Origin of the sequence: Spiroplasma endosymbiont of Notiophilus biguttatus, assembly GCF_964030985.1 — a bacterium.
Taxonomy (GTDB): Bacteria; Bacillota_I; Bacilli_A; order Mycoplasmatales; family VBWQ01; genus Spiroplasma_E; species Spiroplasma_E ixodetis_A.
In genome coordinates, this window is sequence record NZ_OZ034993.1 from 494,705 (window position 1) to 512,934 (window position 18,230).

22 protein-coding genes and 1 pseudogene are annotated in these 18,230 nt (G+C 24.7%); 9 read left to right on the forward strand and 14 right to left on the reverse strand.

The features are described from left to right. Positions 1-20: 20 nt before the first annotated feature. Positions 21-410 (forward strand): transposase, encoded by a 390-nt coding sequence (locus AAHM85_RS02955; protein ID WP_342260934.1) that lies wholly within the window; start codon positions 21-23, stop codon positions 408-410. Here the strand turns inward: AAHM85_RS02955 and AAHM85_RS02960 are convergent. The 5 genes from AAHM85_RS02960 to AAHM85_RS02980 form a co-directional block, all read right to left on the reverse strand. Further along, complete coding sequence (locus tag AAHM85_RS02960; protein WP_342260487.1) at positions 400-894, reverse strand: transposase family protein; 495 nt, start codon at positions 892-894, stop codon at positions 400-402. The two genes, AAHM85_RS02955 and AAHM85_RS02960, sit on opposite strands and share 11 nt — an antisense overlap. A gap of 4 nt (positions 895-898) precedes the next feature. Then, entirely contained in the window at positions 899-1,246 is a 348-nt protein-coding gene (locus AAHM85_RS02965) for a transposase family protein (protein ID WP_342260488.1), read from the reverse strand. 77 nt (positions 1,247-1,323) lie between these two features. After that, entirely contained in the window at positions 1,324-1,467 is a 144-nt protein-coding gene (locus AAHM85_RS02970) for a transposase (RefSeq protein WP_342260935.1), read from the reverse strand. A gap of 176 nt (positions 1,468-1,643) precedes the next feature. Continuing rightward, positions 1,644-2,114 carry a transposase family protein gene (locus tag AAHM85_RS02975; RefSeq protein ID WP_342260936.1) on the reverse strand — a complete coding sequence of 157 codons (471 nt, stop codon included), beginning with the start codon at positions 2,112-2,114 and terminating at the stop codon, positions 1,644-1,646. Positions 2,115-2,118: 4 nt separating this feature from the next. Further along, positions 2,119-2,466: a transposase family protein gene (locus AAHM85_RS02980; RefSeq protein ID WP_342260937.1), complete on the reverse strand. Its 348-nt coding sequence runs from the start codon at positions 2,464-2,466 to the stop codon at positions 2,119-2,121. Between the two features lie 231 nt (positions 2,467-2,697). On the opposite strand from AAHM85_RS02980, the gene AAHM85_RS02985 reads away from it, so the two are divergent. Next, positions 2,698-3,210, forward strand: a complete 513-nt coding sequence (locus AAHM85_RS02985) for an IS1595 family transposase (protein ID WP_342260938.1) — start codon at positions 2,698-2,700, stop codon at positions 3,208-3,210. A gap of 185 nt (positions 3,211-3,395) precedes the next feature. On the opposite strand, the gene lepA is transcribed toward AAHM85_RS02985, so the two are convergent. After that, entirely contained in the window at positions 3,396-5,204 is a 1,809-nt protein-coding gene (gene lepA / locus AAHM85_RS02990; RefSeq protein ID WP_425289724.1) for a translation elongation factor 4, read from the reverse strand. A 273-nt stretch (positions 5,205-5,477) separates the two neighbouring features. Here lepA and AAHM85_RS02995 point away from each other — a divergent pair, with 273 nt between their 5' ends. Next, positions 5,478-6,758 carry an IS3 family transposase gene (locus AAHM85_RS02995; RefSeq protein WP_342260940.1) on the forward strand — a complete coding sequence of 427 codons (1,281 nt, stop codon included), beginning with the start codon at positions 5,478-5,480 and terminating at the stop codon, positions 6,756-6,758. Positions 6,759-6,786: 28 nt separating this feature from the next. Continuing rightward, positions 6,787-6,909 (forward strand): annotated as a pseudogene (locus AAHM85_RS03000) (IS5/IS1182 family transposase); the annotation flags it as partial. Here the strand turns inward: AAHM85_RS03000 and AAHM85_RS03005 are convergent. The 4 genes from AAHM85_RS03005 to AAHM85_RS03020 are packed head-to-tail and all read right to left on the reverse strand — an operon-like array spanning position 6,895 to position 10,791. Next, positions 6,895-7,410 carry a hypothetical protein gene (locus tag AAHM85_RS03005; RefSeq protein WP_342260941.1) on the reverse strand — a complete coding sequence of 172 codons (516 nt, stop codon included), beginning with the start codon at positions 7,408-7,410 and terminating at the stop codon, positions 6,895-6,897. The pseudogene AAHM85_RS03000 and the gene AAHM85_RS03005 sit on opposite strands and share 15 nt — an antisense overlap. A gap of 47 nt (positions 7,411-7,457) precedes the next feature. Then, positions 7,458-8,405: a methionyl-tRNA formyltransferase gene (fmt, locus tag AAHM85_RS03010; protein ID WP_342260942.1), complete on the reverse strand. Its 948-nt coding sequence runs from the start codon at positions 8,403-8,405 to the stop codon at positions 7,458-7,460. Further along, positions 8,392-10,146 (reverse strand): DUF2779 domain-containing protein, encoded by a 1,755-nt coding sequence (locus AAHM85_RS03015; protein WP_342260943.1) that lies wholly within the window; start codon positions 10,144-10,146, stop codon positions 8,392-8,394. Before AAHM85_RS03015 ends, fmt begins: the two co-directional genes overlap by 14 nt. A gap of 36 nt (positions 10,147-10,182) precedes the next feature. Beyond that, positions 10,183-10,791 (reverse strand): hypothetical protein, encoded by a 609-nt coding sequence (locus AAHM85_RS03020; RefSeq protein ID WP_342260944.1) that lies wholly within the window; start codon positions 10,789-10,791, stop codon positions 10,183-10,185. Between the two features lie 500 nt (positions 10,792-11,291). Here AAHM85_RS03020 and rpsT point away from each other — a divergent pair, with 500 nt between their 5' ends. Next, on the forward strand, positions 11,292-11,552 hold the full coding sequence (rpsT, locus tag AAHM85_RS03025) for a 30S ribosomal protein S20 (RefSeq protein WP_342260945.1): 261 nt from the start codon (positions 11,292-11,294) through the stop codon (positions 11,550-11,552). Between the two features lie 63 nt (positions 11,553-11,615). On the opposite strand, the gene ilvA is transcribed toward rpsT, so the two are convergent. Then, a complete protein-coding gene (gene ilvA, locus AAHM85_RS03030) occupies positions 11,616-12,866 on the reverse strand; it encodes a threonine ammonia-lyase (RefSeq protein ID WP_342260946.1) in 1,251 nt (416 codons plus the stop codon). 367 nt (positions 12,867-13,233) lie between these two features. Between ilvA and AAHM85_RS03035 the strand changes: the two genes are divergently transcribed. The 4 genes from AAHM85_RS03035 to AAHM85_RS03050 all read left to right on the forward strand — a co-directional run bounded on the left by AAHM85_RS03035 (position 13,234) and on the right by AAHM85_RS03050 (position 15,818). Beyond that, on the forward strand, positions 13,234-14,112 hold the full coding sequence (locus tag AAHM85_RS03035; protein ID WP_342260593.1) for an IS1595 family transposase: 879 nt from the start codon (positions 13,234-13,236) through the stop codon (positions 14,110-14,112). 166 nt (positions 14,113-14,278) lie between these two features. Then, a complete protein-coding gene (locus AAHM85_RS03040) occupies positions 14,279-14,914 on the forward strand; it encodes an ABC transporter ATP-binding protein (protein WP_342260947.1) in 636 nt (211 codons plus the stop codon). Positions 14,915-15,293: 379 nt separating this feature from the next. Further along, positions 15,294-15,542, forward strand: coding sequence for a hypothetical protein (locus tag AAHM85_RS03045; RefSeq protein WP_342260948.1), 249 nt, complete (start codon positions 15,294-15,296; stop codon positions 15,540-15,542). Positions 15,543-15,680: 138 nt separating this feature from the next. Further along, on the forward strand, positions 15,681-15,818 hold the full coding sequence (locus tag AAHM85_RS03050; protein WP_342260949.1) for a hypothetical protein: 138 nt from the start codon (positions 15,681-15,683) through the stop codon (positions 15,816-15,818). A gap of 86 nt (positions 15,819-15,904) precedes the next feature. On the opposite strand, the gene AAHM85_RS03055 is transcribed toward AAHM85_RS03050, so the two are convergent. From AAHM85_RS03055 to AAHM85_RS03065, 3 genes are read right to left on the reverse strand one after another with little or no spacing between them, the layout of a single operon-like run. Continuing rightward, complete coding sequence (locus AAHM85_RS03055; RefSeq protein WP_342260950.1) at positions 15,905-16,588, reverse strand: IS1595 family transposase; 684 nt, start codon at positions 16,586-16,588, stop codon at positions 15,905-15,907. Positions 16,589-16,602: 14 nt separating this feature from the next. Then, on the reverse strand, positions 16,603-16,737 hold the full coding sequence (locus tag AAHM85_RS03060) for a hypothetical protein (protein ID WP_342260951.1): 135 nt from the start codon (positions 16,735-16,737) through the stop codon (positions 16,603-16,605). Between the two features lie 28 nt (positions 16,738-16,765). Beyond that, positions 16,766-18,214 (reverse strand): hypothetical protein, encoded by a 1,449-nt coding sequence (locus AAHM85_RS03065; protein ID WP_342260952.1) that lies wholly within the window; start codon positions 18,212-18,214, stop codon positions 16,766-16,768. Between the last annotated feature and the right edge of the window lie 16 nt (positions 18,215-18,230).

Below are 18,230 nucleotides of genomic sequence, written 5' to 3' on the forward strand. Positions count from 1 at the left end.
TTAATACAGAAGGAGAAATTATGAATTATAAAGTTTATTCAAAAGAAACAAAATTAGCCGTTGTTAATGAGTATTTAGTTGATAAAAAACTAAAAATACATGAAATTCAAGTCAAATATAAATTATCAACTCCAGTATTAATTTATAATTGGGTTAACCAATATCAAATTAAAGGTGAAAATGCATTCACCAAAATTTCTAAATCCCAAACTTCTCACAGGATCGATAAGAAAGATATTAAAATTAAACTATTAAACAAAGAAATTGATAAACTTAGAAAACAAGCTTTAAAAGATGAGGTTGAAAAAGAACTTTTAAAGGAGCAATTAGCCTGTGAAAAGAAATTAACAAGGGGAAAAAATAGTAAATTATTAAAATATAAGTGTTTTTTAATAAGACTTACTGCATAACGTTTTTAAGTTTTAATGATAAATTATAAAATCCTGCAATTAAATTAAATCTTAAAAATATTCGTTTTCTGGCTTTTCTAAATTTATAACCAATAATCTTAAAACATTTTAAAAATGCAAAAACATGTTCAATTTTTCTACGAGTTTTATTAATAATCTTATTAAAGATTTTGGTTTTATTTGTTTTAGGATTATTTTTGCTAATTTTAATGGGTAAAAATGTATTAGCATGAATTTTTTGTAAACCTTGATAACCTTTATCTGCAAGAATTATAGTTTCTGGTAAAAACTTTAACTTTGAATTCTTAAAAGTTTTAAAATCATGATTTTTACCAATATCAGAAAAAATATTTAAAATTTCATTAGTATTTGCATTAATTACGGTTTGAAACTTAACAGTATGCATTCATTTTTTACCAGAAAATCAATCTTTTTGGTTATATTTTGGTCGTTCTGTTTCTACCTCTGTTACATCAATTATCAAAATTTTATTTTTTAATTCTTCTTTTTAAAAAAATATTTTTATTTGTTAAATTATTAAACTTATTATTCTTTATTAAAATATCTTCAATTGAACGAATATTTCGTAAAGCAGTAGTATCAACCATACCATACTCAGCACCAATACTATGATATGTACGATTTTCATATAAATATCTTAAACTCATTACTAGTCGATCTTCTATTGACATTTTATATGGCCTTCCACCAATAGTAGTTTTGAGTTTTTGATGTTCTAATAAAATATTTAAAATTTCGTTAAAAACGAGTTTATTAATACCCACTATTTTACGAAAATATTGATCAGATTTATCTTTTAATTCAAAATATGTCATAAAGTTTATCCTTAACTATTCAAATTTTATTTTAATAATAACAAAAAAATAAAAAGTTAACTAGTTATGCAGTAAGTCTATTGGTTAACCCAATTATAAATTAATACTGGAGTTGATAATTTATATTTGACTTGAATTTCATGTATTTTTAGTTTTTTATCAACTAAATACTCATTAACAACGGCTAATTTTGTTTCTTTTGAATAAACTTTATAATTCATAATTTCTCCTTCTGTATTAATTATTTTTAATTATATTACAGATTGAAAATATTAATTGGTAAACTTAAGTGACTGATGCCGTTCTAGTTTTAATTTGAATACTTCTGATTTAAAAAGAATAAGACGTTTGAAATGTAATCAAACATTTAAGACTTACTGCATAACGTTTTTAAGTTTTAATGATAAATTATAAAATCCTCAATTAAATTAAATCTTAAAAATATTCGTTTTCTGGCTTTTCTAAATTTATAACCAATAATCTTAAAACATTTTAAAAATGCAAAAACATGTTCAATTTTTCTACGAGTTTTATTAATAATCTTATTAAAGATTTTGGTTTTATTTGTTTTAGGATTATTTTTGCTAATTTTAATGGGTAAAAATGTATTAGCATGAATTTTTTGTAAACCTTGATAACCTTTATCTGCAAGAATTATAGTTTCTGGTAAAAACTTTAACTTTGAATTCTTAAAAGTTTTAAAATCATGATTTTTACCAATATCAGAAAAAATATTTAAAATTTCATTAGTATTTGCATTAATTACGGTTTGAAACTTAACAGTATGCATTCATTTTTTACCAGAAAATCAATCTTTTTGGTTATATTTTGGTCGTTCTGTTTCTACCTCTGTTACATCAATTATCAAAATTTTATTTTTTAATTCTTCTTTTTAAAAAAATATTTTTATTTGTTAAATTATTAAACTTATTATTCTTTATTAAAATATCTTCAATTGAACGAATATTTCGTAAAGCAGTAGTATCAACCATACCATACTTAGCACCAATACTATGATATGTACGATTTTCATATAAATATCTTAAACTCATTACTAGTCGATCTTCTATTGACATTTTATATGGCCTTCCACCAATAGTAGTTTTGAGTTTTTGATGTTCTAATAAAATATTTAAAATTTCGTTAAAAACGAGTTTATTAATACCCACTATTTTACGAAAATATTGATCAGATTTATCTTTTAATTCAAAATATGTCATAAAGTTTATCCTTAACTATTCAAATTTTATTTTAATAATAACAAAAAAATAAAAAGTTAACTAGTTATGCAGTAAGTCTTTAGTATTCTCACGGGTACCATATTTTCAAGGTCACAAGCATCTTTAAGATCATGATTTTACTTCATCTTTAGATGAATAAACACCAAACATGGAATTCCGTCAACTGATGTTTCAAAAGAATTGGGAGTGACCTTAAAAACAGCATAGAGAATGGGTCATAAAATTAGAACACGTATTGCAAAACAAGAACCTCAATTTATTGTTGAAGGCACAGTGCAAATTGATGAAATGTATCTTTCACATATGGCTTTTAAAAAACAAGGAAGATCCTTGAAAAATAAAACATTGATTGTTGGCATTTATGAAGAAACAACTAATAATTTAATTGTGAAAGTATTGAAAAATGCAAAGAGTAAAAGTCTTTTGAATTTTACAAGAAGCCACATTTCTTCAAAATGTCATGTATATACTGATGATTGAAAAGGATATTGCGATTTCAAATTGGTTTTCCCAAAACATAAAACAGTTAACCATCAAGATGGTTATGTTTCAAAAACTGGTGTAAATACCAATCAAATTGAATCAGTTTGAAAACATATAAGAAGAACATTTAAAATACATATCAAAGTTGCAAAACATCATGTTTATTTATATGCCAAAGAAGCTGCATATAAATTCAACAAGATACCTAGTTTTGAAATTGTAATGCTGTGTTTAATTTAAAAATGTGGGGAGAAGTCCGTTAAAAAATACTATATATTTAACATAAATTTGTTAGAAATCTGATTTTAATCTAAAAATATGCTTTATGAAAATAAAAAATTAATTGACTTAAATAGATCAATTAATTTTTTATTTTCAAATAATTCAATTTAGAAAAATACAAATCAAGTACTTATACTTTTTTATTAATTTTCTTCATCTATTTTTAAAACAGCACGAAATGCTTCTGGTGGTAATTCAACATTACCAATTGATTTCATTTTTTTCTTTCCTTCTTTTTGTTTTTCTAAAAGTTTTCTTTTTCTTGTAATATCACCACCATAACATTTAGCAATAACATCTTTTCTAACTGCTTGCACAGTTTGACGAGCAATAATTTTATTACTAATAGCAGCCTGAATAGCAACTTCAAAATTTTGTTTTGGAATTAATTTTTTTAATTTTTCACATAAAACACACCCACGATCATAAGCAAAATCCTTATGAACAATAACAGATAATGCATCAACAATATTACCTGCTAATAAAATATCCATTTTCACTAATTTACTCTCCTGATAACCAATTAACTCATAATCTAATGAAGCATAACCTTTTGATATTGATTTTAATTTATCAAAAAAATCAATGACAATTTCATTCAATGGCATATTATAAATAAGAGTTCTTCGTAAATTATCAGCATATTTTAAATCTAAATAAGTTCCACGTTTATCCTGACATAATTGCATCAATGCACCAACATATTGTTCTGGTGTCATTATTGTTACTTGCACAAATGGTTCTTCTACACTTTTAATTGTCTGCACAGTTGGTCACTTTGCTGGATTATCAATTATTAACTTTTCACCATTAGTTAAAATTACTTCATAAATTACAGAAGGAGCTGTTGAAATTAAAACTAAATTATATTCACGCTCTAAACGCTCTTGAATAACATCCATATGTAATAACCCTAAAAAACCACAACGAAAACCAAAACCTAATGCTTGTGATGTTTCAGCAGTAAAAATTAATGAGGCATCCGATAATTGAATTTTATATAATGCATCCTTTAATTCTTGATATTTATTAGTATCAATTGGATATAAACCACAATAAACCATTGGTTTTAAAGTTTTATATCCTGGTAATGGTGCATCAGCAGGATTAATAACACTAGTAATTGTATCACCAACATGAATATCACTAATTATTTTAATTGCACCACTAATTCAACCAACTTCACCAGCTGTTAACATTTCTCTCTTTTCTTCTTTTGGTGTTCGTACCCCTAATTCAGTAATTTCATATTCAGCACCCGTTGACATCATTCGTACTTTATCGCCAACTTTAATTACACCAGTTTTGATTCTAATAAATGCCATCACTCCACGATATTTATCATATAATGAATCAAAAATTAAAGCACGTAATGGTTCATTATCATCAGCATCAATTGGATAAGGAATGTATTTAATAACTGCTTCTAAAACATCGCGAATATTAATACCTGTTTTTGCAGAAATTAAAGGTGCATAATCAGCAGATAAGCCCAATACTTTTTCAATTTCTTCTTTAACTTTTTCTGGTTCAGCACTTGGTAAATCTATTTTATTAATAACAGGAATAATTTCTAAGTCATTATCTAATGCTAAATATACATTTGCTAAAGTTTGTGCTTCAATACCCTGAGCAGCATCAACTACTAAAATGGCACCTTCACATGCTGCTAAACTACGCGATACTTCATAAGTAAAATCAACATGACCTGGAGTATCAATTAAATGGAGCAAATAAGTATGACCATCTAATGATTGATATTTAAGTTGTACACTATTTAGTTTAATTGTAATGCCACGTTCACGTTCTAAATCCAGTGAATCTAACAATTGATTTTTCATTTCCCTTTTTGAAACAGCATTAGTTAATTCTAAAATACGATCAGCCAAAGTTGATTTACCATGATCAATATGGGCGATAATTGAAAAATTTCTAATGTATTTTTTATCGATACTCATAATATTATTTATTCACCTATCTTTTGCTTATAAACTATTTACTATGTTTTAGTATATCAAAGTTTAAATAAAATTAAATCGAAAGTTGCAGATAATGTTATAAATATATTAAACTATCACTTAAGAATATATGAAAAGATATATACATAAATAACTAGTTTTTAAAATCATGTAAAATTATAATAACGGCATCAGTCACTTAAGTTTACCAATTAATATTTTCAATCTGTAATATAATTAAAAATAATTAATACAGAAGGAGAAATTATGAATTATAAAGTTTATTCAAAAGAAACAAAATTAGCCGTTGTTAATGAGTATTTAGTTGATAAAAAACTAAAAATACATGAAATTCAAGTCAAATATAAATTATCAACTCCAGTATTAATTTATAATTGGGTTAACCAATATCAAATTAAAGGTGAAAATGCATTCACCAAAATTTCTAAATCCCAAACTTCTCACAGGATCGATAAGAAAGATATTGAAATTAAACTATTAAACAAAGAAATTGATAAACTTAGAAAACAAGCTTTAAAAGATGAGGTTGAAAAAGAACTTTTAAAGGAGCAATTAGCCTGTGAAAAGAAATTAACAAGGGGAAAAAATAGTAAATTATTAAAATATAAGTGTTTTTTAATAGTAGAAAAATATAAGCAAAAAGGTCATCATTTAAATAAAATTATTGTTTACATAGCTATTAGCAAAACAGCATACTATTTATGAGTAAAAAAAGGTAAAAAGCAATATCAATCAAAAATTAATGATAATTTGATACAAGCAATAAACAAAATAGTTCTCATTAAAAATGAAAAAAAGTACATTAATATCACTAGTTTTGAAAAAGTAAGATTAGAGTTAAAAATAAAAAATAAAGGTCTTAAATGCAGTAAAACAAGCATAAAACAAATATTAAAAGATAATAATATTAAATTATTATTAGAACCTAAATCAACAAATAGAGTAGTAGAAAATAGTGATTTAAAAAATAATAAAGATTTATTAAAACGTAATTTTTCAAGTAATAACTTTCTTGAAAAAGTTGGTATGGATGGCACATGATTTAAAAATATAATTATTGGTGATAAAAAAACAAATTTATTAGTTGTTTTTGCTACTGATATGTACAGTAATTCAATTGTTGGCTGAAAAATAAACAAAAGTGAAAATGCCAAAACTGTGTTAAATGTGGTTAATCAAATAGAATTAGCGAGTGCTAAACAATGTAATTTTACGACTATTCAATCAGATTTAGGTTCTGCTAATACAAGCGAAATTGTTAGTAAAGTTTTTAATACAAGTACTAATCTAATTCATTCAAAAAGTCTATCAGGTTTTAAAGGTAATCAAGTTAGTGAATGTTTAAATCGTTGAATTAAAAGAGATTTTAAAATGATGTTTGGTAGCACTTTTGAAAGTATGGAAAGTTTTAATAAAATATTAGAAAAATTTGTTAGATATTGAAACAATGATAGAATAGTTATTAGATTGAAAATGCCTCCAAATCAATTTGTACAGATTTGAAGACAAGAAAGTAAACTTATCTAACCAATGCCAACAAAAATAAAGGAGTTTTGAGCGAAGTTTTGCTTGATTAGAAAAATGTAGAAGATTATGAAAAAATTGTGAAAGAAAATTAAATACTAGTTTACAAATGGTTGTTCTTTCCTTTATTTCAATTTTATTAAAAAGATTCTAAACCGGTTCTAAGAGCATAATAAATTGGAATAGCAACAAAATAAGCAAAGACAGCTTGAATACTGTCGGTAATTAATTCATTAACTGTAATAGCATAATCTTGATAAATTACTAAATAAGACAATGGGTAAATAAGTAATAAAATAGCAGCAAAAAAGAAAGTATAAACACTACTTCATCAAGATTTATTAATTAATAACTTAATAACAAAAAACATTAAAATTCTAATAAAAATTGTAATAGGAATAACCACAATTTTAACACCACTAATTAAATCAAAAATACTACCCGCAATTGGTCCTGCAAATAACAGCATTGGCCCTTCAAAAAAAGCACAAAATGGAATAAAAACAGCATCAAATAATTGCAAAGTAGAATTTCCACCAAATAAACTAGTAATTGCTCAACCAAAAAGAAAAGTTGAACAATAACCAATTGTTACTAATAAACCAGTAATAATACCAGTCATTGCTAAATACTTAATTGAGCGAAAACGATACATCTTTTCCTCCTAGATTACCAAAAAATATTAGTTAATTATTTTTTTTACTATTTAAAGATAAAACCAATTGCAATTGGATTAATTTTAGAACCATAGTAACAAGCTACTATAATTTCTTTTTTACCTGCTGGTTGAATAACTTTAATTACTATGTTATTAGTTTTAGTGGCAACAATAATACCTAATTTATTTATTGCAACAATTGTTCCTGGCATAGCATTTGATAATTCATTAGTTACTGCTACTTGATGAATTTTGTATATATTATCATTCAACGTAGTATAAGCAATTGGTGTATTATACAATCCACGAACATGACATGAAATTAATTGTGCTGAAAGATTTCAATTAATTTTTTCATCACTTCTTTTAATATTTAAACCAAAAGTTACTTTATTTTCATCTTGTTCTTGCTCTTCTATTTCATTATTAATGATTTTTAATAAATATTTTATTAACATATTTTGTGCTAAAGTTATCAACTTATTAACTAAAGAGCTATATGTATCCTCATTACTAATTGAAACTTGTTCTTGAACATAAATTACTCCTGCATCCATTTTACTTACCATTTTCATTAATGTAATACCAGTAGTTTGTAATCCATTAATAATTGCTCATTGAATAGGGGCACCACCACGTAATGATGGTAATAATGAAGCATGAATATTTAAACATTTATATTTTGGTAAATTTAAAATTGCTTTTGGTAAAAATTGACCATAAGCGCAAGTAAGAATAACATCAATATTTAATAATTGTAAATCTTTTAAACTTTCAATAATATTTTCGGGTTGGAAAACAGGGATTTGATATTCTTGTGCCAATTGTTTAATTGCTAAAGGAACAACTTCTTGTTTACGACCAATTTTACGATCTGGCTGACAAACAACACCAACTATTTCAATTTCATTTTTCATTGTTAATAACAATGTTTTTAAAATATTTTCAGAAAAAAAAGAAGAACCCATAAATAAAATTTTAAATTTTTTCATAATTTTCGCCCTCAATTTTTGCTTTGTACATTTCAATAATATTTTTTACATGTCAGAATAATACTACCATACCTAAAGTATCTTGAGCACAATATTTTAACATATTTTCACGAAAATTATGAATCCAATTAGTTAAACTAATGTTATTTTCAACTCTTCTACGAAAAGCTTCTGAGGCCATATCTCCTTTTTTAATAACTAATCCTTCATAAGAAAATAAAGGTTCAAATGCTGGCAAAGTTTTTTTAATTGAAAGAGAACCATAAAACTGTTCTTTATAAATTTTAAATTCTTTAAAAAAATCTTGTAAATCAATAGTACCATCATGAATTAATGATAATTTATTTTTATATTGAGGATAATAATAAGCTAATTTTTTAAGAACAGATTTCTCAAATGATTGATTATAAGCAACATACGTACCTTGACCATGAATATTAATTAAATCATGACATAATTTTTTTGTTAACATTTCTCTTGGATCATCATTGCCATCTGCTAAAAATTCATAATGTTTAATTGATTTATAAGTTTTAAAATCAAAATCTGGTGCTAATAATACATGGACAGAATATTGAAAGAGAATTTGTTGATATGGTTTACTATTTTTAAACTTAGGTATTGCAGATTTCATAGTCTCAAAATCATACATATAAATCGGATATTGGTACTTTTTGTATTCAATTTTTAAATCAACAAATTTATTGCCATCAATTAATTTTTCACCATTTTTAATTACATCATATTGTCTTAAATGTAAATTAGACTTTGTTAGAAATGGTAATAATCTTTCATCATTAATTTCTAACAAATCTTCTTCATAATATCACAATGCTTTCTTAGTCTTTCTTAAACGATATAATTCAAAAATAGTATTATGAATAGAAAAATATTTAAAAATATGAGGACAAAATTGATTACTATTTTCATGACAATAAGGTAAAGTTAATAATTTAACTATTTCGTCAATATCACTAATTTTAATAATATTCTTAATATTTTCATATTGTAATTTCAAATTATTATTTAAAATTTCATCTTGAATTGATTCAAAAAGACTAAAACTTTTTTTAGTGTTAGGACTTTTTTGCCAAGTTGATCCATTAACAACAAATAATTCATTTAAATCTATTTTTTCTTTCTTAACATAATTATTATTTAAATACATAATATAAGTATTAACTACTTTAATTCCACATTTAGTTAAAATATCATACTGATAAAGTAAATCTCACATATGTTCTTCTTTAACTCAAGTTACTGCTTTTACTTCAATTAAATCCCAACCATCATTATTTCGTTTTAAAATATCACACTTAGTAACACAGCCCTGATATTCAAATCTTGGTTCAAATAAAACATCATACTCTTTATTATTAATAATTTCTATGACATTAGTACCGGGTTCAGACTCAAAATTAAAACAAGAATATTTTAAAGTAAAATATTCTTGAGCATAGTGCCCAGTTTCAATACCATCTGCAATTGTTTCACCAAGATAAAATTCAGAATCATCTTCTTCATTATAATTATTTTCAAATGTATCATAGTCTAAATCAGAAATAGTAATTAAATTAGATTTAAATTTACTACTTGTTTTAGTATGCGTTAATTCAACAAAATTTATTATCTTTTTCTCTTCAATTAAATGCTTAGCTAAAGCGTAATTTTTTGCATTTAAAAATCATGAAAGCTTTCGACAAATACGGAAATGTTTATAATCATCTTTATAAATTTTCATTACATATCACCTAATTGTCTACTTAAAAATAAAGATTTATTTATCTTTTCATCCAGAAAATTTATCATGAATTGCAATTTTAGGTTTTTCTAAATTTTTAGCACGTTTTTTATTTTCTTTATTTTGTAAACGTTTCTCTTCAATTGCAAGTTTAACGGCTTCATTTTCTTTTTTAATTGCTGCTTTTTCTTCTGCTGTTTTTCTTTTTATTTTAATTTTACCACTACGTTTTTTTGACATTTCAATTTTCTTAAGTGTTTCTTCTAAATCTAATTCACAATTTACTTTTCAAATTGTTTCAAATTCTTTCTTTGCTAATTGCTTAGTAAACCCTTCTACCTCAAATGCTTTAGTTGCAAATAAATCATTTTTCTTAGAATCATATAATTTTACAATTACATCAAAAACATCACGATAGCGATATTCTTTACTACTACGTGAAACTACTTGTTCAAATTCTACTGTTTTATGTTGCAATTTTAATTCATCACGCATAAAGGATTTAATAATATTTTTTACTTCTTTTTGACGTTGTTTTTTCTCTTCTTTTTTTTTCTTTTTTGCTGAAATGGTTGTAAAAATAAAAATTATTAAAACTATTCCTATAAGTGCTAACATTCATCATTGACTAGATAAATTTCCCATTTTTTATTCCTCTTTTTTGATTTATAAATTTTCCTCGATTACTCCTAATAGTTTAGCTGGACTCATCGGTGAAATTGTTAAAATTAAATTAACATCTTTTTTAATTACGAAATAAAGATGTGTTTTATTTACTCTAATATATTTAAAACTTTTTGTCTCTTCAATATCATAAGACTCATTAATCAATTTTAAACAATATTCACGTAATTGGATATCATTTAAGTCTTGCAATTTTAATCTTGTTCTAATCCTACTAATACTATGGTAAGAAAATTGATAAGGGTTACGAAAATAGTAACTCATTTATTTACCACACCTACATTTATCATTAAAGTTTTTAAACAAATAATTTACATTAAAAGTGTAAAAAAATTAAAATATACTATTAACAAAAAGCTAACACATTAATTATACTGAAAAAATAAAAAATATTATACAACATTTATGATTTTTGTTATAATTAATCTATAAAACATGTTCAAAACAAAAAAGGAGAAAAAATGGCTAACATTGCATCACAAATTAAAAGAATTAAAACAAACCAAAAAAGAAATGAAATTAATAAAAGTTATAAATCTAAAGTTAAAACTGCTTTAAAAAAAGCTGAAGTATCAATAAAAAATAAAGCAGAAAATGCTGCAGTACTTGTTAATGAAGTATGTAGTTTAATTGATAAAGCTGTTCTTAAAGGCATTTATCATATTAATAAAGCTGCTCGTCAAAAATCTAAAATTATGACTAAATTAGCAAAAGCAAAATAATTAATATATAGTTAATATTTTTAAACTAAATTTTTATTTTAATAAAATACCAAATTTAAAAAATTATTTAGCTAATAATGTAAAGTTAGAACTTGATGCTCTAATCTCAGCAAAAATTTTATTTTTTTGAAATTCATCTGATGTATCCATAACTACAAAAATACTAAAATTACTAATATCTAATTTATTACGATCAAATGTACTGTGAATTTTATAAATAGAGGCACCATTTTTAGTAATAATATTAATAATTTCACTAATAGTACTATTATTAATTTTACCGTTAACTGAAAAAGGAACTCGTCGATGTGAACTAATTAAAGCACTATTAATAATTGTTCCTAATGTAGTAATATCAACATTACCACCACTAATTACACAAACAACATTTTTATCTTTACCAATGATTTTATCTAATTTACCAGAAAGAATAGCAGCAACACTAACAGCTCCACTACCTTCAGTTACAATTTTACATTTTTCTAATAAAAATAACATTGCTTGCGCAATTTCTTCTTCGCTAACAGTAATAACTTTATCAACATTTTTCTTTAAAATATTAAATGTTAATTCTCCTGTTTGTTTAACAGCAATTCCATCAGCAATTGAGCTTTTACCTTGAATTTTAAATGGTTTTCCTTGTTTTAAAGCTTGATTATAAGAATCAACATTTTGTGCTTCAATACCAATAAATTTAATATTTGGATTTTTACTTTTTAAATAAATTGAAATACCACTTAAAAGTCCTCCTCCACCAATAGGAACTAAACAATAATCAATTTCTTTACCCATTGCATTCATTTGCTCATATATTTCTAAACCAATTGTACCTTGACCAGCAATAACAAAATTATCATCATATGGATGAACTAACGTTAACCCTTCTTCTTTTTCAAGTCTTAATGCTTCAGACATTGCGTCATCAAACATATTACCACAAAGTTTAACAGTACATTTAGAACCACCAAATTCTTTAGTAGCCGCAATTTTGGCTAGTGGTGCTGTTACAGGCATAACTATCTTTGATACTAAATTTAAACTTGAAGCTGCTAAAGCGACTCCTTGTGCATGATTACCAGCACTAGCAGCAATTAAACCTTTTGCTTGCTGTTCCTTTGATAAATTAAGAATTTTATTTAAAGCTCCTCTAATTTTAAAACTACCTGTTTTTTGTAAATTTTCTAACTTTAAAAATATATTATTACCAAAAAATGAAGAAAGTTTATCTGCTTTTATCAAACTTGTCTTACTAATTTTATCTTTAATTTTTGAATACGTTTCTTCAATTACTTCTTCACTTACTAAATTTTCCACAATGGTTCCTCCTAAGTTTCTATCTAATTTCTCAAATATAATTAATTATACAATATAATAACTTTTATTTATAAAACAACAAAAGTAATGATTAATAGTATATGGTTTTATAATTAAATGGGATTTGAATTCATAAATGTTGATTTAAAGCATGTGTTAAATTGCTATACTACATAATCACTATTTTCAAATCTATATTATATATACATGAAAAACAAAAATTAAAAAATATTTTTCCAAAATATTTAGAATTAATACTTTTTATTTCGGAATTTTACGTTTATTGGCAATAACTTATATACATTATTATTTCTGAAAACTATAATTAGATATTAGTAAAATAAAATCTAATTAAAGGTGATTGAAAATGAATATTTTAGACATAATAAATAAATTTCCAAACCAAGAATCTTGTATAAAATTTTTAGAAGAAATAAGATGAAATAACAAACCAAAATGTCTTTTTTGTTTTAGTGAAAAAGTTAACTCTGTTTTAAAAGAGTCGCGTTATAAATGCAAAAAATGTCATAAGTCTTTTAGTGTAACTGCTCAAACTATTTTTCATCATACACGTGTACCACTTCAAAAGTGATTTATTTTAATAGTATTAATGGCTAATGCTAAAAAAAGTTTATCATCATCTCAAGCTTCAAGAGACTTAAATTTACGTTTAGCAACTGTATGAAAAATGATGCATAAAATTAGAAAGGCAATGGCTAATGATGAGATTAAATTATTAGCAAAAATATTAGAGATGGATGAAACATATGTGGGTGGAAAACCGCGTAAATATAATGATGTTGATAATAAAAATAACTCATTACGTGGTAGAGGAACTAGTAAAGAGTGTGTTGTTGGCATTATTGAACGAAATGGTAATGTTAAATTATTTCATGCAAAAAATAAAAGTATTAAATCTGAAGATTTAATGAAAATAGTTAAAGAAAATGTTGATATTAACAATTCTATTCTTTTTACTGATGAATATCGTGGATATTATAAAATGAATAAAATTTTACCACATGAACAAGTTAATCACAAAAAATATTTTTCTTATAATGGTATTCATACAAATACAATAGAAAGTTTTTGAGCAATATTAAAAAGAGGTTTTATCGGCCAATTTCATTGAGTTTCAAAAAAATGACTCCAATCTTATTTAAATGAATTTTGTTTTAAATATAATAACCGTAAAGAAAAAATCACATTTAAAAATATCACAATTAAATTATTTATTAAGAATTAAGTGTTAACCAATAAGCGTAAAATTCCGTTTTATTTTATTGTTACAAATTTCAATAATTTCTTTTTAACACTTAATTATAGTACAATCTAATGCAGGAGGTATTATATATGGAAAACAATCAACAAAATAAGAAAAAATAGATAAGTCTCAACCACTAGTAGAAATCTTGAATCTAACAAAGGAATATAGAAATAAATTAGCATTAGATAAAGTTAATTTAACTATTAATCCTGGTGATCGAATTGGAATCATTGGTGCAAATGCTAGTGGTAAATCAACTTTAAGTGAAATTATTGGTGGTATTCGTAAACCAACATCTGGTGAAATAATTCGTCAAGAACATCTGGTAAATGGTTTACAATTTCAAGAATCTAGATATCCGGCCGGAATATCTGTTATGGATATGATTAAATATTATTTACATACTTTTAATATTTCAATGAAAGAAGATGAACTATTAGAGTTACTGAAGACATACCAATTACTTGGAATTGAAAATAAGTTTATTCAAACACTTTCGGGTGGACAACAACAACATTTAAATATTTTATTAGCTGTTATTCATGATCCTGATCTAGTTATTTTAGATGAAGTTTTTACGGGATTAGATATTGAAGTTCGTTCAGAAATTTTTGAATTTTTTAGAAAAAATATTATTGATAAAAATAAGACAATGATCTTAGTTACTCATAATATGAGCGAAGTTGAAGAATTTTGTGAAAAGTATATTTACATTCATAATGGAGTTATAAAAGAAGCAGGAAATGTCAAAGATATTGTTAAAATATGGTTCAGTTCATAATTTTACATGAAAAATGTTTGATAAAAATAAAAAAGCTGATTTAAAAAACAATATGAAGAAATAAAAAAAGAAAATGTTGAAATCAAAAAAAATAAGAAAAAAATAAATGAATTCATAAAGCCAAAATGCCCGAAAAAAGTCGACCATTAATAAACTTAATGTTTAAATATTATTATCGAGGATTTTTTGTACCCTTCTTTCTAGTTTTATTTCCAATTCTAATTTTGTTCTTAGAAGGTTTTGCTTTTAAACAAATGGAAGGTGATACTGTAAAAAGTTTACATACTTTAGTTGGTTCAATTTCAATGTTACAACCAATGGCAGTAGGAATTTTTCATTATTCCACAAACAATTGTTGAATTTAAAAAATAGTGTTTTAATGAAGCGAATTGAAGCAACAAATATTAAACCAATTTTCTTTGTTCTTTCTGTTATGATAATTGGATTTTTCTTTATGATAGCAACATTCTTATGATCTTTATTATGAGCTGGAATTATGTTTGGTGGTACTTATGGGTGAAATAATATAGTAACAGCAAATTTTATTGGAGAATCTATCCCATTTATTATATTAATTTTCTTTTCATCAATGGGTTTAGAAATGTTATTAGCCTCAATTTTCAAATAAGTAACTGCTTTAGTTGCAGCATCAAATGTAATTTATTTTCCAGTTGCATTTTTAAGTCGGGTATTTTTCCCAGCTGAGTTAATTAATAGTAGTCCTGTTTTAAAATATGCAACTTACTTTAATCCATTCAAATACGCTATGAATCCATTTATTCAAGCTTGAAGTGGAACAAGTTTTACTTTTACAACAACTTATGGAATATATCTAGGAGTTGCACTTGGATTAATTGGTATTTACACAATAGTTGCAAGTTTAAAATTACGTTGACAAGCATAAGATATTAAATCTAATAATTAAAAATAATAAAATTAAAAAGGACTTTTAGTCCTTTTTAATTTTATTACGCTTTTCTCGCCACATTTTTAAATTAAACACAGCATTACAATTTCAAAACTAAGTATCTTGTTGAATTTATATGCAGCTTCTTTGGCATATAAATAAACATGATGTTTTGCAACTTTGATATGTGTTTTAAATGTTCTTCTTATATGTTTTCAAACTGATTCAATTTGATTGGTATTTACACCAGTTTTTGAAACATAACCATATTGATGATTAACTGTTTTATGTTTTGGGAAAACCAATTTGAAATCGCAATATCCTTTTCAATCATCAGTATATACATGACATTTTGAAAAAATGTGGCTTCTTGCAAAATTCAAAAGACTTTTAGTCTTTGCATTTTTCAATACTTTCACAATTAAATTATTAGTTGTTTCTTCATAAATGCCAACAATCAATGTTTTATTTTTCAACGATCTTCCTTCTTTTTTAAAAGCCATATGTGAAAGATACATTTCATCAATTTGCACTGTGCCTTCAACAATAAATTGAGGTTCTTGTTTTGCAATACGTGTTCTAATTTTATGACCCATTCTCCATGCTGTTTTTAAAGTCACTCCCAATTCTTTTGAAACATCAGTTGATGGAATTCCATGTTTGGTGTTTATTCATCTAAAGATGAAGTAAAATCATGATCTTAAAGATGTTTGTGACCTTGAAAATATGGTACCCGTGAGAATACTAAATGTTTGATTACATTTCAAACATCTTATTCTTTTTAATCAGAAGTATTCAAATTAAAACTAGAACACCTAATACATTTGTTTTCTTTCAAATTTGCTATATATGCAAGACATTGCTGTTCAGTTTGAAAAGCATTGTTGAACTCATTCAGTTTCATTGTTCCCTCCACAAGTACATGTGGGGTGAAGTCCGTTTTATTATTTAAATAAATCACTATTACGTCAAAATTTATGATCTTTTGTATCTTTTTTATTATCACTATCTAAACTATCATCAAAAAGTGATGGATCGATTTCATAGGGTTTACCACTTAAAGCATTATTAATAGCATTTTGATATTCCGAATTGGCCCTCATAATTTTATTACGATCAATTTTTGGATTAAGAATAGCAATAACGAATATAATAGCAATTGGTAAAATTGCTGATGCTGCTGTAATATATGTTAATATTTGAAAAACTTTAAAAGTTGCTAATCCTTTTAATCAAGGTAAAGCATTAGGATTAATTTCATCACCTTTATCTAAAAAAGAAGTAAATGTTCTTTTTAATGAATCATCTGTTGTCATATAAAATAAATTTGAAATTGTATAAATTATTCAAAAAATTAAAATAACTATTAAAAAATATGATGTTCGATATAAATCACGACCTAATTTTGGTGGTTTTAAAATTGAATATAAAAAACCTCCATTTAGAACTATTGTTGTAACAATGATGAAAACTATAGTTTTTGATTGTTGTGCAAAATTATAATAAACAGGTGCACTATTTCCTTTAATTGGAAAAGTACCTGCTATAAAATAAGTTAGTATATAAGCAAATATTGCTAGCACTGTTGTTAATAAGAAAAAAGCTGATAATATTTTCTTTAAAAGTGGAATAGATTTTGGTTTATTCATATACGGGTAAAATTTAGGATTTGCGGCGGGATGTTGCGGTAATACACCTAACTTCGCTAAATTTGCTAAACTATTATTATCAAGATTATTAATATTTAAATTATTACCTAGATTTCCAATGCCACCAATATTAGCATTTGTATCAACATTATTATCAATATTCTGATTATTTGGAGTAACACTTGGCTTAACTTCAGTAACATCATCACTAAAATTATTTAATGCAGTAATTTGATCATTTAATTCATTAAAAGTATTATTATCAAACTGTCTTATTCGTTCAAGACTTTCTTTTTCCACAGTCTTACAAATATTAGTAATTGTAACTATTAATAAGTTACGCTCTTCAAGAATTTCAATACGATTTTTAGGAGAACTTTTAGTAATACTCAAACTACGATTTACCAAATTAGAAATTAACTGCAAAAATTCTATTGCATATTTTTTATCTTTTAATTCTTTTAGTTCTTTTTCAAGAAAAAATAAATTAGAAATTTGTAGTTCTAAAATTTTTAAAAGTTCTTCATTAGCAAAAATAGATTTTCTAACAATTAAATTATTTAAACTGTTATATATAGTGCTTGATATTTCATAGTATAATGCAACATTTAAATCTTCTTCTGAGTACACTTTTTCGGTTTTTTTCTTTGTAACTCTTTTTACTTTTGGCTTAACCAATGTAACGTCACTATTTTCTTCTACTAACTTTTTTTCTGTAACATCAGTATTTTTATTACTTTTCATTATATGTATCACCTCT